Below are 15,678 nucleotides of genomic sequence, written 5' to 3'. Positions count from 1 at the left end.
GGGTTGGGGTTATTTGGCTGCTTGGGTTTCGATGGTGACTTCGTCGTCTTCGCGGCCGGGGGTGCGCAGGTTCCAGCGTTTGATGACGAAGGAGAAGAGGAAGTAGTAGATGGCGGCGTAGGCGAGGCCGATGGGGATCAGGAGCCAGGCGTTGTGGGCCTTGCCGAAGTTCAGGATGAAGTCGATCAGGCCGGCGGAGAAGGTGAAGCCGTCGTGGATGCCCAGGAGGTTCACCAGGGCCAGGGAGGTCCCGGTGAGGGCGGCGTGGATGATGTAGAGGGGGAACGCGACGAACATGAAGGAGTACTCGATCGGCTCGGTGATGCCGGTCAGGAACGCGGTCAGGGCGGTGGAGAGCATGATGCCGCCGACGATCTTGCGCTGGGAGGGCTTGGCGTGGCGCCAGATGGCCAGGGCCGCGGCGGGCAGGCCGAACATCATGATGGGGAAGAAGCCGGTCATGAAGGTCCCCGCGGTCGGGTCGCCGGCGAAGAAGCGGTTCAGGTCCCCGCGCACGAGGGTGCCGGCGGCGTTGGTGTAGTCCCCGACGAGGAACCAGACCATGGAGTTCAGGATGTGGTGCAGGCCCGCGGGGATGAGCATGCGGTTGGCGAAGCCGTAGACCCCGCCGCCGACGACGGTGTTGGACGCCACGGCGGTCCCGACCCAGGACAGGGCGGCGTTGAACAGCGGGTACAGGAAGGACAGGACGACCCCGACCACGAGGGAGGTGACGGAGGTCAGGATGGGCACGAGGCGGCGGCCGGAGAAGAAGCCGAGGAAGTCCGGGAGCTTGGTGCGGTAGAACCGCTGCCACAGCCCGGCCGAGAGCAGGCCCACGATGATCCCGGCCAGGACCCCGTAGTTGATCGCGGCGGGCTTGCCGGCCGGGTCGACCTGGCCGGCCAGGACCACGGGGGACATGGCCTTGAAGACCCCGTCGATGACCATGTAGCCGACCACGGCGGCCAGGGCGGTGGAGCCGTCGGCCTTCTTCGCCCAGCCGATCGCGATGCCCACGGCGAAGATCAGCGGCAGCCAGGAGAAGACCGCGCTGCCGGCGGCGGAGATCACCGCGGCCCCGGCCGAGAACCCCGGGATCGCCCCGAGCAGGTCCGCCTGCCCGAGCCGGAGCAGGATCCCGGCCGCGGGCAGCACCGCGATCGGCAGCATCAGGGTGCGGCCCAGCCGCTGGAGCGTGGCGAAGACCGCGTTCGGCTTCTTCTCGGCCACCACGGCCGCTTCGGAGGTAGACATCGCAGGCACCTTTGCGTGAGTCGAATGGAAGACTAGAACCAGTCGGAACCGGCAGGTACTGTCTGGTTATGACCAGTTCAGTGTGATGTGCGCCGCGGTCCCATGTCAAGAGGGAACGGTTGGCCGAGTTGACGTGAAGGGGAGTGCTCCGCGGGCGGGGTGGGCGCCGTCGTCGGCCGCTGGTCGCACCTCGGCCCGGACGACGGCGGCGGTAGCCTTAGCGGACCATCTTCCTCTGCCGCGCCCACCCAGGAGACCCCGTGACCACCACGACCGTGACCGCCCGAGCCGTGCTCCTCGACATGGATGGGACCCTCGTCAACTCGGACGCCGTCGTCGAACGCGTGTGGCGCCGCTGGGCCGACCGCCACGGGCTCGCGGGCGACGAAGTCCTCAAGGTCGTCCACGGCCGCCAGGGTCACCTCAGCATGGCGATCCTCCTGCCCGGCCGGCCCGTCGAGGAGAACCTCGCCGAGAACCGCCTCATGCTCGCGGAGGAAGCCGCGGACACCGAGGGCGTCGTGCCGGTCGCGGGCGCCCGCGCGTTCCTTGCATCGCTCGAGGGGTTCCCGCACGCGCTCGTCACGTCCGCGGACGACACGCTCGCGCGCGTTCGCATGTCCGCCGCGGGCCTGCCGCTTCCGCCCGTCATGGTCACGGCTGAGCTCGTCACCGCGAGCAAGCCGAACCCCGAGGGATTCCTCGCGGCGGCCGCACGCCTCGGCGTCGATCCGTCTGATTGCCTTGTGCTCGAGGATTCCGAGGCCGGGGTCGCCGCGGGCCTCGCCGCAGGCATGCGCGTCCTCGGCATCGGGCCGCGCGCCGCCGCCCACGAGCCGACGTTCCACGTTCTCGACCTCACGGGCGTCGCTGTCGCCGTCGACGACGGCGCGGTGAGCCTCACGCTTCCGGACGGAGTGCGTTCCATAACGCCATAACTCGCGGTGAATCAGGGGCGGATTCAGGACTTTTGGCCCGCGAGTTGTGGCGGAACACCTCGGACCCTAGCCTTGGCGCGCCGCGAGAACCTGCTCGCGCAGGATGTCCGCGTGCCCGCAGTGCTGCGCAAGCTCCCGGAGCATGTGGAGGTACACCCAGCGCAGCGGGAGGGGGCCGCGACGGTTGCCGCGGACGACGTCGTCGAGCGTGAGGCCCGCGGCGGCGCGTCGCGAGTCCTCGCACGCCTCGCGGTGCGCGGCGCGCACGGACTCGATCGTGTCGCTCTCGTCGAGGATGAACGATTCGTCGGGGGTCGCCGGGATGCCGATCTCGGCCCGCGAGCGGCACGAGACGGCCTCGTCGAACCAGACCTTCTCGACGAACGTCGCGTGCTTCACGAGCCCGAGGAGCGTGGTCCGCGACGGCACGAGCCGCGCGCGGGCCTCTGCCTCGGTGAGACCGTTCAGCGAGTCATAGAGTGCGGTCCGGTGTTCGTCGAGGAAGACATCGAACTGGGTACGGAGGGCCGCGTCGAAGAGGCTGGGGTCGACCGTGGGCATTGAGCTCATGAGCCGGAGTCTAGCGGCCCCGGCTTCCGCCGCGCCCACCGCGGTGCGTGCTCGGGAAGCGGCCCGACGGCGACAAACCGGGCCGGGAGCCCCTGCAGCACCGGGTAGCGGGAGAGGACGCGCAGCGGCAGCGGCGCCCGCGTCGGCACCCGCGAGGCCCCGCCGTCGTCGTCGAGGATGCGCCTCACGACGCCCCAATGGGCGGCCTGCTGGAAGCCTTGGACCGCGACGGTGGGCCACCAGCGCCTCCGCTGGACGGCCTGCAGCACCGACTCGGGCACGGGCCCGCCGCGGCCGAGGGCGGGCCGTAGGGCGCGCGCTGCCGCGACGGCGTCCTGGATCGCGAGGTTGATGCCGACCCCGCCCACCGGGCTCATGGCGTGCGCGGCGTCCCCGATGACGAGGAGGCCTGGGAGGTGCCAGCGCTCGAGGCGGTCGAGCCTCACGTCGAGGAGCTTGACGTCATCGAACGACGGCGGTGCCTCGCCCAGGCGGTCGGCGAGCCATGGCTGGATCGCGGCGAGCCGGGCCCGGAACGCGTCGAGGCCCTCGGCCCGGAGCCGCGCGTCGGCGCCCTTGCGGATGATGTAGCCGCACTGCCAGTAGTCGCCACGGTCGATCATGATGAGGAACTGGCCGTGCGAGACGCGGCCGAAGCCCCCGTCGGGATCGTCGGGGCGGCGGGGCAGGCGGAACCACCACAGGTCCATGGGCGCACCGAACGTGCGGGGCGTGAGGCCGGCGGCGTCGCGGACCGGGGACCAGCGGCCGTCGCACGCGACGACGAGGTCGGCCTCGAGCGTGTGCTCGGACCCGTCCTCGCGACTCCGCCACGCCACGCCGGTGACCCGACCGCCGTCCGCTGCTGCGCCGTCGTCGTTCGTCGCGGCCTCCCGCAGCAGGCCTGTGACCTCCGCGTTCCGCACGAGCTGGAAGCCGGGCTCGCGCTCCGCCGCCCGTGCGAGGAGCTCGAGGAGGTCCCACTGCGGCACGAGGGCGATGTGCGGATGCGTCCCGCCCAGCCGCGTGAGGTCGCCGATGATCGCGGGACCGGAGTCGAGCTGCGCACTCACGGACGTGATGCGCCGCTGCGGGATCGCCGCGAACGCGGGCCCGAGGCCGAGCTCGTCGAGCAGGGTGAGGGTCGACGAGTGGACCGTATCGCCGCGGAAGTCGCGCAGGAAGTCCGCGTGCTTCTCGAGCACCGTGACGGCGACGCCCGCGCGGGCCACGAGCAGTCCGAGGAACATCCCTGCTGGCCCGCCGCCGACGATCGCGACGCGAGTGCGCTCGTTCGCAGCCATGCGTTCAGGGTAGCGATGCCGCGGCGGAATCAGGAGATCACGGAGACGGTGATCGTGGCGGGCGGGCTCGTCACGCCGTCGACGGACACCGTGACCGTGGCCGTTCCCCGGCCGACGCCACGCACGGCGCCCTGCGGCGTGACGCTCGCGACGTGCGGGTCGGAGGACACCCAGTCGCCCCCGGTGAGCGGCCCGGTCGAGCCGTCGCTCAGGGTGACGGTCGCGCTCAGCTGGCCCGGGGCGCCGCCGGCCAGGAGGCTCAGGGTCAGCGGCTTGAGCTGAATGCTCACCACGACCGGGTTTTGGACGATGACCTGGGCCGTCGCGGTGAACGCGACGCCGTTCGGGTCGGTCGCGACGGCCGTGATCGTCGCCGCGCCCGGGTGGAGTCCCTTCACGATGCCCTGGCCGTCGACCTGCGCGACGCGTTCGTTCGACGACGACCACGCGACCTGCCAACGCACCTCGACCTGGGAGGGCGCGATCGATGAGCCGTCGTCCAGGACGAGCAGCGCGCTGAGGGCGCGGGTCTTTCCCGCCGGCATCGTGACGGAAGCGGGGTCGATGCGAAGGCCGGTCGCAAGCGGTTCCCGCGATTCCGTGGGAGAGGGCGACGTGGACCGGCTCGGGGATGGCGAGGCCGACGGCGTCGCCGACTGTGTGGGCGAGGCTGTGGACACGGGGAAGATCCACGTGAACGGCCCGGACGCCGCGCGCAGGACGAGGAGCGCGGTCGCGAGCGCCGCAACGATCACGATCGAGGCCACCATGGCCGCGACGTACCGCCGGCGCATCCGGCGGATTCCCTCGTCGACCGCGCGCGCGAGGTCGACGGGGTGCTCTTCGGCGAGCCTCGCGGCCTCCGCGAGGAGGCGGTCGCGCACGTCGTGGTTCATCGCCGCCCCCGTTCGAGCGCCTCAACCCGTCGGCTCGCGTCGCCGAGCTGTTCCGTCACGGCCGGCGTCGTGCTCTCGGTGAGTCCCGCGATCTCGGCGATCGTGAGACGCCCGAAATCGTGCAGGACGACGGCGGCGCGTTCCGCGAACGGCAGGGCGTGAAGCGGGTCCAACGGCGACCTCGGACGCCTCGCGGGCTGCGGCGTCGCCCACCGTTCGTGCGCTTCTGCGAGCTTCACGAAGAGGCAGAGCGTGTAGAGGCGCAATTGCGGCGTGATGGGTCCGCGCCACGCCTCGGCGGTCTGGGCCAGCGCGGCTTCGAGCAGGGTCTTGGCTTCGTCTGGGTCCCCGCACAGCAGCTGCGCGCAGAGCTGGAGGTCGCCGCGCTGGTGTTCGAAGACGTCGTAGATGTCGTCGCGGTGGCTGTCGAGGGACCCCGAGACCTTGAAGCCGGGAAGCTGGAGCTCCCAGTCCCGGAGGGCCGGAAGGACGGCCCCGAGCAGCACGAGGGCTCCGGCGCCGATGGGCAGCGAGCTCACGAAGCCCGGGACGAGCCAAGCCGTGCTCGCGACGGCCACCCCGAGGAGCCCGACGGCCAATCGGACGGGTTTGAAGATATTTCGGATGCGCCGGCGGGGCAGTTCGCACATTGGATGAACCTGGATCTGAAGTCGGGCGTGACTGACAGTCTGCCCAGCGTTGACTGCTCCTCGATTTTATCCCTAGCGAATTGAATAATCCATGCTCCCGAGACAGCGAAGCCCTCGGACCGGGAACTTTCGTTCCGGTCCGAGGGCCCCGAATGCTGGACGCGGCCTAGGAGATTTCGGACTCGAGCTGAACCGCAGGCAGGGGCCAGCCGATGACCTTCTTGGGCCGCGGGGCGCCGAACGTGCGGATCTTCGAGGTCGTGAGGCCGAGCCGGACGAGCGATTCGGCGGTCGCGACGGCGGCCGCCACGCCGTCGACCACGGGAACGCCGCACCGTTCGCGGATGCGGGTCTCAAGATCCGCCATGCCCCCGCAGCCGAGGACGATGACCTCGGCCTTGTCCTCGCGCACCGCCCATTCGGCCTCCGTGACGATCGCCTCGATCGCGCGGGCGGGATCGGATTCGAGCTCGAGCACTGCCATGCCGGAGGCTCGAACCGACGCGCAGCGGGCGTCGAGGCCCGCGAGCTTGAGGCGGTCTTCGATGAGGGGGACGGTGCGATCGAGGGTCGTGACGACCGAGTACTTGTGGCCGAGGTACATCGCCGTCGCGGCGGCGGCCTCGGTGATGTCGACAACGGGGACGTCAAGGAGCTCCTGGAGGCCTTCGCGGCCGTGTTCGCCGTAGCCCGCCTGGATGACGGCGTCGAACTCGCCATCGTAGCGGGCGACCGCGTCCATGACCGCGACCGCGGCGAGGTAGCTCTCGAAGTTGCCCTCGACCGAGTCCGCGCCGATGCGCGGCGTGATGCCCACGATCTCCGTGCCCGGGAGGGCGGCCCGCCTGGCTTGGGCGGCGATCGCGTCCGTCATGGACTGCGTGGTGTTGACGTTGGCGATGAGGATGCGCATCGGGGACTCTTTTCGGGCGGGCTGGGGGCTCAGGAGAGCGGGGCCTACTGGCAGCGGCTTCTGGCGGGAACTTCTGGCGGGGTCGAAAGGGGAGGCGGACGACGACGGCGGGTGGGTGCCGTCGTCGTCCGCCCGTGCCTGGGCCTACGAGAGGCTCAGATTACAGCGGTTTCGGGTTCCGCGCCGGTCTTGATCTGGGGGCGGGCCCGTTCGAGGCCGGCGAAGGCGACGAAGCCGAGGCCGCAGCCGATGAACCACGAGTAGTCCGAGATCCAGTGGCCCTGGCCCGTGATGGTCGGGATGATGACCGACGCGATGGCGGGAAGGCCGGCCGCGATGGTAGCCCAGACCGCGTTGGGGTTGAAGCCCTTGACGAACCAGTAGCGGCCCTTGGGGCTCATCGTGTACATCTCGTCGACCCAGATCTTCTGCTTGCTGACCACGAAGTAGCCCGCGATGAGGATGCCGAACAGGGGGCCGATGAGGGCGCCCAGGATGCCGAGGGAGTACTGGATGGCGGTCGCGTTCGAGTACCAGTTCCACGGGGTCAGGATCACGGAGCCGACGGCGGCGATCATGCCGCCCATGCGCCACGAGATCTTCTGCGGGTTGACGTGGGAGAAGTCGAACGCGGGGGAGATGAAGTTGGCCACGATGTTGATGCCGACGGTCGCGATGACGAACGTGAGGCCGCCGAGGATCGTGGCGAACGGTGCGTCGATGCGGGAGACGGTCTCGATCGGGTCGGTGATGAGCTCGCCGAACACCGGCACGGTCGCCGAGGCCGTGATGACCGTGAGGAGCGAGAAGAAGAGGAAGTTGATCGGCAGGCCGAGGAGGTTGCCCTTCTTGACGGCCTTGAACGACTTCGCGTAGCGGGAGAAGTCGCCGAAGTTGAGCATCGGGCCGGAGAAGTAGCTGACCACGAGGGCGATGGCAGAGAGCATGACCGGGATGGACGCGCCGAAGTCGAGCGGCTTGCCCGCGGAGAGGTTGAGGGAGACGTGGTCCCAGCCGGCGTTGGCGACGAGGTAGACGGCCAGAAGAATCATGACGACGTAGACGGCCGGGCCGGCCCAGTCGACGAACTTCTTGATGGCCTCCATGCCGCGCCAGAACACGAAGCCCTGCGCGACCCAGAGGATTGCGTACGCGACGTAGCCGAGGGGCGAGAGGCCCAGGAAGCCGTGTTCGTTGACCGCGAGCGGGGCGAGGGACGGCCAGAACTTGAGCATCACGATCACGAGCGACTGGGACGCGAGATAGGTCTGGACGCCGTACCACGCGATGGCGATGAGACCGCGGATGATGGCCGGGATGTTCGCGCCCTTGACGCCGAAGATCGCGCGGTTGATGACCGGGTACGGCACGCCGGTGGCCTGGCTTGGCTTCGCGACGAGGTTGCAGAAGAACTGAACGATGAGGATACCGACGACGAGCGAGACGAGCACCTGCCACGAGGCGAGTCCGAGCGCGAAGAGGCTTCCGGCGGTCACGTAGCCACCGACGCTGTGCACGTCCGACATCCAGAACGCGAAGATGTTGTACGAGCCCCAGTGCTGGTCTTTGAGCGGAACTAGGTCCTTGTTCGAGAGCCGCGGATCTCGGTCTGGTGTGGCGGGGGAAGTCAGGGTGCCGTCAGCGGCACCGGTGGAGCTCAGCGATTGGACGACGGTGTCCTGGTTGCTGTTCATGGTTCTCTTTCCGGATCAATGGTGGCGGCTGACGCCGCCTGAGGGGATCCGCTGGCCTGTTATGGGCTGTGAGGCTCAGCTCCGGTGTGGGGGCCGGTGTGCGGTGAGTCACGATCTGGTGTGACCGACTTCTCATCGCTTGGTATACAAGGTAGCTCTGGGATACCAAACAATGCAAGAGGTTCTCCGAAGATATTTTTCCGGGGGTAATTCCAGTGTTTGGGATACCGGTCGGTGACGGGTCGCTTTCGGCGGTTTCTCGCGCGCCTCGCCGGGCCCCGCCGTTTGTGGTGCCGGGCTCCCCGGTTTCTGTGGGGGTGCGACGCCGGGCTCCCCGGTTTCTGTGGTCGCGTCGCGCCGGGCTCCCCGGTTTCTGCGGGGGTGTGGTGCCGGGCTCCCCAGAATCTGGGCTTCGGAGGTGGTGACACGCCGACGCCGACAGGGATGACGCGGCGTGTCGGCGGGAGGAGTTGGGGAGGTTGGCCCGTGTCGGCGGGGGGAGTCGGGGAGGTTGGCCCGCGACGCTGGGAGGAGTTGGGGAGGTTGGCCCGTGTCGGCGGGGGGAGTTGGGGAGGTTGGCCCGCGTGGGCGGGAGGAGTTGGGGAGGTTGGCCCGCGTGGGCGGGAGGAGTTGGGGAGGTTGGCCCGCGTGGGCGGGAGGAGTTGGGGAGGTTGGCCCGTGTCGGCGGGAGGAGTAGGGGAGGTTGGCCGGAGCCGACGCGGGACCCGCGGAGGTTGCCGGAGAAACGCGTTGCGCCGCCACCTTTGCATGGTGTGGACCCCGCAAAGGTGACGGCGCGGCGAGTTGGGGCCGGAGGCCGCTTACTCGGCCGGGAGCTGGAGGGTCTGGCCGGGGAAGATGAGGTTGGGATCGGCGACGGTGCTCGTGTTGGCGTCGGCGAGAAGCTGCCAGCCACCCTTGATGCCGAGCTGCTCGGCGATGGCGCTCAGCGTGTCGCCGGACTTGACCGTGTAGGTCTGGCCGGTCACGGGAACCGTGGCCACGTGCTTTGGTGCCGCAGGCGCGGGCGCCTGCTGTTGAACCGGGGCCTGCTGCGCTGGCGCAGCCTTGACCGGGACGGGGGTTTGGGCCTGGGCGGGGGTGACCTGAGCCGGGGTCGGGTTCGCGCCGGCTGTGCCGTAGAGGCCCAGCTTGGCGGAGCATGCCGGCCAGGCGCCCCAGCCTTGGCTTGCGAGGACGCGCTCGGCCACGGCGATCTGCTGGTCCTTGGACGCCTGGTTCGGCATGCCCGTGCCGCCGAAGGACTGCCACGTGCCCAGAGTGAACTGGAGGCCGCCGTAGTAGCCGTTGCCGGTGTTGATGGACCAGTTTCCGCCCGACTCGCACTGGGCGATCGCGTCCCACGTGGACGTGCTGGCCGCGTTCGCGGCGGGGGCCGCAAGGGCAGCGCCGCCGAGGGCGGCGCCAGAGATGGCGGCAAGGGCGAGCGAACGGCGTGCAGCGATGGAGACGATGTTCTTCTTCATGGGTTTCTCAGATGCTCGGGACTCCACCGGCACTCATTCCGTCCCCGGAAGTCTGCGTGCGCCGCCGATCCCTGACAGATTGAGGTCAGGACGTTGGTAGCTGCACAGACGGCGGCGAGCGGTGGACGGCAGTACCCGGCATATGTAGCCGACGGCGCACAAGGGCCTCGGCGTTGTACCCGCTGGAGGGGAAGTTCGTTATCGAACCTTGACCTACCCTAGGGTGCGAGTCTGTCGTTGCAAAATCGTGACCGAAGGCGCGCGCGTCACTCGAGCAGGCTCCGCACGTCGTCGGCGGTGAGCGCGGACGCGAACAGCGCGTCGTCGTCCATGACCGAGGTGAAGAGCGCGGCCTTCTTCTCCTTGAGCTCCATGACCTTCTCCTCGATGGTTCCGCGCGCGACGAGGCGGTACGTCATGACCGTGCGCGTCTGCCCGATGCGGTGGGTGCGGTCCACCGCCTGCGCCTCGGCAGCGGGATTCCACCAGGGATCGAGGAGGAAGCAATAGTCGGCCTCGGTGAGGTTGAGTCCGAAGCCGCCGGCTTTGAGCGAGATGAGGAAGACCGGCGCCGTGCCTTCCTTGAAGGCGCGCACGACGTCGCCCCGGCGCTTCGTCGTCCCGTCGAGGTAGGCGAACTCGACGCCTTCCGCCGCGAGCCGCTCGCCGGCGCGTTTGAGGAACGACGTGAACTGGCTGAAGATGAGCGCGCGGTGGCCCTCGGCGATGACGTCGTCGAGCTGCTCGAGGAGGACGTCGAGCTTCGCGGGGGACACGCCGTCGAGCTTCGAGTCGACGAGGGAGGGGTCGAGGGCCATGAGCCGCAAGAGCGTGAGGGAGCGGAAGACGATGAATCGATTCCGATCGAGGTCCTCGACAAGCCCGAGCACCTTCTCGCGCTCGCGTTGGAGGTACTGCTCGTAGAGGCGCCGGTGCTGGGGGGAGAGGTCGACGTCGAGGCGCTGCTCGACTTTCTCGGGCAGGTCCCGCGCAACGGCTTCCTTCGTGCGGCGCAGCATGAGGGGCCGAACGCGACGGCGCAGGCGCCCGAGGCGCGCTGCGTCCCCGCCCTTCTCGATGGGCCGGGCGAACTCCTGCCCGAAATGGCTCGCGCCTGGAAACAACCCCGGCGCGACGATCGCGAAGAGCGACCACAGCTCCATGAGGTTGTTCTCGAGCGGCGTGCCGGTCAACGCGAGCTTGAACGGCGCGTCGAAGTCGCGCGCGTATTGATGGGCCTTGGTCGCACGGTTCTTGAGGAACTGGGCCTCGTCCATGACGATCCCATCCCACTCGAGCGCCGCGTACGCGTCGATGTCGAGCCGGAAGAGCGCGTAGCTCGTGACGACGACGTCCGCTCCAACGGTCGCCTCAGAGAGGGGTGTCCCGGCGGCCGCCTCCGTGTCCGTGACGGCGACCGTCCGCAGCGAGGGGGCGAAGCGGGCGACCTCGGCGGCCCAGTTGGGCACGACCGACGTCGGCGCCACGACGAGGAACGGACGACGGCGGGTCTCGCCTTCGGCGGGGCCGGTCGCCTCGCCCGCGGCCTCCCGGGCGTGGAGGAACAGCGCGATTGTCTGGAGCGTCTTGCCGAGTCCCATGTCGTCCGCCAGGACGCCGCCGAGCCCATGCCGCCACAGGAACGCGAGCCACTGGAAGCCCTCGGACTGGTAGGGCCGCAACTCGGCCGCGAGGCCGCTTGGAACGGGGACGGCCTCGAGCGCCCCGGGGTCGAGGAGCCCGCGGACGGTCTCGCGCCAGCGCGGCGGCTCGATCGTCTCGCCCGCGATCTCGGCGATCTCGTCCCACAGCCCCGCCTGATAGAGGCTCAGCTGCGGCGGCTTGGGCGTGCCGCCCTCGACGCGCCATTCGCGCAGCTCGTGGGACGTTTCGATGAGCTCCTTGAGCTTGAGGATCTCCGGTGTATCGATCCGGAACCACGACTTGTCCGGCAGCATGACCTTCGTCCGCCCCTTGGCGAGCGCGACGAACACGTCTTGGAAGGCGATCTGGCGCCCCTCGATCGAGATCATGAGCCCGAGATCGAACCAGTCGCGCTTCTCGCTCTCGATTGCGCTCAGCACGAGTTCGGGGGCGCCGTCGAGCCGACGGTAGTCCGGCTGTTCGCCGCGCAGGACGACGTCGACGCCCTCGACCGCGCGGAGCTCCGGGATCGTCCGCTCGGCGAAGTCGGCCGTGTCCAGGTCGGCGAGCGTTGCGTCGCCGAGAGCGCGACGGCCGAGCACGCTGTCCTCGAGCGCCGCGGCCACGCGTTCGATCACGGCAGCTTCGGCGGCTTCGTCGCGGATCTGGCGCTCGCCCGCGGAAGAGTACAGCGGAGCCTGCCGCACGTCGTCGCCCGTCCTGTACTCCCAGTGCCACGCGATGCGAAGGCGATCCCTCGGCTCGAAGGTCCCGGTCAGGACGAGCACGGGCGGCTCGACCGGCGGAAGCTCGATGCTCCCGTCCCCGCTCGCGACGGCGAGCGTGCGCGCGAGATCGGGGTAGAGCTCGGTCAGGAACGCGGCCCGATCAGGCGCGGGCACCTCGATCGGCGCGGGCTGGCCCAGGAGGGCTCGCTCGCGATCCGTGAGAAGCCGGGCCGTCGGGCCGATCACGATGAACTCGTCCTTCCCCCTGAGCATGACGGCGAACGCGCCGTGATCGGAGATCGCGCCGATGGCCGCCGCTGGGGCCGGAAGCCCTTCGCCCTCGAAGGAGAGGGTCGGCGCGAGGGTGATGGCGCCGTCGTCGGCCGCGCTCACGTCGAGGCCGATCTCGGCCGAGCGCGCGCATACGACCTCGGCGCCGCCCCGCCCTGCGATGAGCTCGATCCCTGCGGCCTGCGCGTCGGCGAGGACGGCCCACAGGAGCTGGCTCGCAAAGTCGTCGAGGTAGATCCACGGATCGTTCGGCCGCCAGTAGTAGCTGCCGGACGCGTGGTGGAGCGGGTAGAGCTGTTGGAGGAGCCGGAAGTGGGCCGGGTCGTACTCGCCCGCGGCGTCGGGACGGCTGAACGTCTGCCACGACAGGTTGCCGCGCAGCCAGCGCTTCGTCTGCGCATTCCAGCTCACGGGACGGATCCCGAGCTTCGTCCCCTCGCGGTGCTGCCGCGCGAACGCGCGTCCGTACTTCTTGACCTTGTGGGCGTCGAGGTCGCGCAGCTCGAACTGGATCCCGAGGGAAGCGGCGCGCGGTCGCCGCGCCCCCGCGCGGCCGGCGGCCGACGGGGCGAGGATCTCGTCGAGCGCCGTGCGCCACGCCGGGGCTTTCGCGGACGACGGGGCGCGGTCGCCTTTCGCCGCTGCGAGGCCCATGCGCGAGCGCAGCGTCTGTTCGTTCGCGGCGAGGACGGTCGCGAGCATGTGCTTGCAGTCGGTCCCGACGGGGCACGAGCACCATCCGCCCGCGTACGCGTCGCGGCCCCCCGTGTGGCGGATCCTGATGATGCACTCGTATGGTTCTTCCTCGCCGCCCTGCACCCGCGACGTCAGCTCGCCCGCGGCGGCGTCCCAGTCGAACTCGAGCACGTGCCCGCCGCGCGCGTACGCCGTCGCGCGGGCCATCGTCGTGGGGCCCACCGCCTTGAGGAGGCTCGGCACGTCAACGAGCGGCAGCTCTGGGCGAGGCAGCTCAGGGCGAGGCAGCTCAGCGCCCGGCGCCTCGGTGTGAGGCAGCTTGGCGGCTGACGACGCCGACTCGAACGCGGGGGAGGGGGACACAACGCCATCCTCCCACGCGGGACCGACAGAAGAACGCGGTCGCTTTCCGTTGCGGAAAGTGACCGGCTCAGGTAGCTTTCCATTATGGAAAGTAACTCGTACTCGCCGCGCGAAGCCCTCGCGGACGCCGACGACGCGCGGCAGCTCCTCGCCGCGCGGCTCGAGCCGCCCCGGTGGTACTACGTGGCCTTGGGCGGGCAGATCTTCCTGCTCATGGTCGCGATCGCGTGGTTCGCCGCGCCCCTTGTCGCCCTAGCGGGTTCGCTGTGCGCCGTCGGCGGCTCGGCACTCGCCGCCGGCGCGGCCAAGAGGATCCGAGCGGTGACGCGCTTCGGAACGGCCGACTTCTGGGCCGTGGCGATCGTCACGGCAGTTCTGCTCGCGGGAGCCTTCTGTGCCCTGCTCGTGCGCTTCGAGGAACTCCCCGCGTGGTCGGGATGGCTCGTCGCCGCCGTGAGCGGGGTCGCCGCGGGTGGCGCCATGGTGACCCGCACGCGGGCCGTGGCGCGTCGCCTGGCAGCGGGCGCGTGATGCGGGCAGAGTTCAACGCGACCATTCACGCTCCCATCCGACTCCGGGCGTGTGCGATGCTCGCCGCCGTCAAGGAACTCGAGTTCAGCCTCCTGCGGGACGAGCTCGGCGTCGCCGATTCGGTCCTGTCGAAGCACCTCAAGGTCCTCGCCGAGGAGGGCTACGTCTCGATTCGCCGGCCCGTCGGGATGGGCGGGCGTCCTAAGACGTGGGTTTCCCTCACGAAAGCCGGGCGGGAGGCCCTGAAAGGCCACCTCGCGGCGCTTCAGGAGCTCGCACGCCAGGCCGAGGGCCTCGACGAGCCGGGCCCGAAGCGGTGAACGTCGCTCAGCCGGCCTGGCTCAGCCGGCCTGGACGTCCGAGAGCCGACGAGCCCCCTCGCCCGTCCCGAGCCCGCGGAACGTCCAGCCCGCTGCGCGCCACGCGTCGGCATCGAGCACGTTCCGCGCGTCGACCATGACGGGCCGGGCGACGCGTTCGACGAGCTCGACCGGATCGACCGCCCGGAACTCCGCCCATTCGGTCACGAGCAGCACGATCTCGGCGCCGTCGCACGCCGCCGCGACCGAGGTCTCGAACTGGAGCTGCGGGTAGCGCATCCACGCGTTGTTGATCGCCTTGGGATCCGTCACGATCACGTGCGCGCCCGCCTCCGCGAGCCGCAGCGAGACGTCGATCGCGGGCGAATCGCGGATGTCGTCCGTGTCCGGCTTGAACGCGGCCCCGAGAACGGCCACGCGCCGCCCCGACACTGAGCCGCCGCACAGCTCGGCCGCCACCTCGGCGACGCGCGTGCGCTGGTTAATATTGATCTCGTCGACGAGCCCCATCCACGCGTCGACCGAGTCGACTCCCAGCTCGCGCGCCTGCGCCCGGAACGAGCGGATGTCCTTCGGGAGGCACCCTCCGCCGAAGCCGAGGCCGGCCGCGAGGTAGCGCTGGCCGATGCGCGGATCGAGGCCCATCGCGGCCGAGAGCTGGGTGACGTCCGCGCCCGCCGCGTCGCACAGCTCGGCCATCGCGTTGATGTAGGAGAGCTTCGTCGCGAGGTACGCGTTGGCCGCCGACTTGATGAGCTCGGCCGTCGCGAAATTGCACACAATGCGCGGGACTCCCGCGTGCAGGAGGGGCGCATAGACCTCATCGAGCGCACGCACGACGGCGCTCGCGGCTTGCGCTCCCGGGGCGAGGTCGGCGTCGTCCACCCCGTACACGAGCCGATCCGGCACGAGCGAGTCCTTGACCGCCGTGCCCTGCCGCAGGAACTCCGGGTTCCATGCCAGCTCGACGCTCGTTCCCGCGAGCCAGCCCCGCACCCGCTGGACCGTCCCCACCGGCACCGTGGACTTGCCGACGACGACGGAGCCCGCCTTCGCGTGCTCGGCGAGCGCGCGCGTGGCCGCCTCGACGTACGCGAGGTCAGCGAGCTCGCTCGTCTTCGACTGCGGCGTGCCGACGCACAGGAAGTGGACGTCGCAGTCCGCGACGAGGTCCATGTCCGTTGAGAAGGTGAGCCGGTTGTTGGTGCGCCCGTCCCTCAGGAGATCCTCGAGTCCCGGCTCGAAGAACGGCGCGAAGCCCCGTGCGAGATGCCCGACCTTCTCGGCATCGGTGTCGACGCCCACCACATCGTGGCCCATCGACGCGAGGGTCGCTGCGTGGACCGCCCCGAGGTAGCCGCATCCGATGACCGAGATCTTCATAGGGTTCCTTTCA

The 15,678-nt window shown here is 69.9% G+C and carries 13 protein-coding genes; 3 read left to right on the top strand and 10 right to left on the bottom strand.

Features of this window, described 5'->3' with window-relative positions:
• Positions 1–9 precede the first annotated feature (9 nt).
• Positions 10–1,257 (bottom strand): PTS transporter subunit EIIC, encoded by a 1,248-nt coding sequence (locus tag RBS12_RS17995; RefSeq protein ID WP_307967529.1) that lies wholly within the window; start codon positions 1,255–1,257, stop codon positions 10–12.
• A 260-nt stretch (positions 1,258–1,517) separates the two neighbouring features.
• Between RBS12_RS17995 and RBS12_RS17990 the strand changes: the two genes are divergently transcribed.
• A complete protein-coding gene (locus tag RBS12_RS17990; protein ID WP_307967528.1) occupies positions 1,518–2,195 on the top strand; it encodes an HAD-IA family hydrolase in 678 nt (225 codons plus the stop codon).
• A gap of 66 nt (positions 2,196–2,261) precedes the next feature.
• Here the strand turns inward: RBS12_RS17990 and RBS12_RS17985 are convergent, their stop codons facing one another.
• The 8 genes from RBS12_RS17985 to RBS12_RS17950 form a co-directional block, all read right to left on the bottom strand.
• The gene (locus RBS12_RS17985) at positions 2,262–2,765 is read right to left on the bottom strand and encodes a DinB family protein (RefSeq protein WP_307967527.1); all 504 of its coding nucleotides are present in this window, start codon (positions 2,763–2,765) and stop codon (positions 2,262–2,264) included.
• Positions 2,762–4,069, bottom strand: a complete 1,308-nt coding sequence (locus RBS12_RS17980; protein ID WP_307967526.1) for an FAD-dependent oxidoreductase — start codon at positions 4,067–4,069, stop codon at positions 2,762–2,764. Before RBS12_RS17980 ends, RBS12_RS17985 begins: the two co-directional genes overlap by 4 nt.
• Positions 4,070–4,098: 29 nt before the next feature.
• Positions 4,099–4,965, bottom strand: a complete 867-nt coding sequence (locus RBS12_RS17975) for an Ig-like domain-containing protein (protein WP_307967525.1) — start codon at positions 4,963–4,965, stop codon at positions 4,099–4,101.
• Positions 4,962–5,615 (bottom strand): hypothetical protein, encoded by a 654-nt coding sequence (locus RBS12_RS17970; RefSeq protein WP_307967524.1) that lies wholly within the window; start codon positions 5,613–5,615, stop codon positions 4,962–4,964. Before RBS12_RS17970 ends, RBS12_RS17975 begins: the two co-directional genes overlap by 4 nt.
• A gap of 166 nt (positions 5,616–5,781) precedes the next feature.
• Complete coding sequence (locus RBS12_RS17965) at positions 5,782–6,528, bottom strand: aspartate/glutamate racemase family protein (RefSeq protein ID WP_307967523.1); 747 nt, start codon at positions 6,526–6,528, stop codon at positions 5,782–5,784.
• A 155-nt stretch (positions 6,529–6,683) separates the two neighbouring features.
• Positions 6,684–8,222, bottom strand: a complete 1,539-nt coding sequence (locus RBS12_RS17960; protein WP_307967522.1) for an NCS1 family nucleobase:cation symporter-1 — start codon at positions 8,220–8,222, stop codon at positions 6,684–6,686.
• Positions 8,223–9,043: 821 nt separating this feature from the next.
• Positions 9,044–9,709, bottom strand: coding sequence for a transglycosylase family protein (locus tag RBS12_RS17955; RefSeq protein ID WP_307967521.1), 666 nt, complete (start codon positions 9,707–9,709; stop codon positions 9,044–9,046).
• 266 nt (positions 9,710–9,975) lie between these two features.
• Positions 9,976–13,431, bottom strand: coding sequence for a DEAD/DEAH box helicase (locus RBS12_RS17950; protein ID WP_307967520.1), 3,456 nt, complete (start codon positions 13,429–13,431; stop codon positions 9,976–9,978).
• Between the two features lie 84 nt (positions 13,432–13,515).
• Between RBS12_RS17950 and RBS12_RS17945 the strand changes: the two genes are divergently transcribed.
• Together RBS12_RS17945 and RBS12_RS17940 are read left to right on the top strand one after the other, a co-directional pair.
• Positions 13,516–13,962, top strand: a complete 447-nt coding sequence (locus tag RBS12_RS17945) for a hypothetical protein (RefSeq protein ID WP_307967519.1) — start codon at positions 13,516–13,518, stop codon at positions 13,960–13,962.
• Positions 13,962–14,282, top strand: a complete 321-nt coding sequence (locus RBS12_RS17940; protein WP_307967518.1) for a transcriptional regulator — start codon at positions 13,962–13,964, stop codon at positions 14,280–14,282. Before RBS12_RS17945 ends, RBS12_RS17940 begins: the two co-directional genes overlap by 1 nt.
• 21 nt (positions 14,283–14,303) lie before the next feature.
• Here the strand turns inward: RBS12_RS17940 and RBS12_RS17935 are convergent, their stop codons facing one another.
• Positions 14,304–15,665: a UDP-glucose/GDP-mannose dehydrogenase family protein gene (locus RBS12_RS17935; RefSeq protein WP_307967517.1), complete on the bottom strand. Its 1,362-nt coding sequence runs from the start codon at positions 15,663–15,665 to the stop codon at positions 14,304–14,306.
• Between the last annotated feature and the right edge of the window lie 13 nt (positions 15,666–15,678).

The organism is Sinomonas sp. ASV322 (assembly GCF_030908245.1).
In the GTDB taxonomy this organism is placed as follows: Bacteria; Actinomycetota; Actinomycetes; order Actinomycetales; family Micrococcaceae; genus Sinomonas.
The sequence above is the reverse complement of the archived record's forward strand: the minus strand, read 5'-3'. Positions and strand labels throughout refer to the sequence as shown.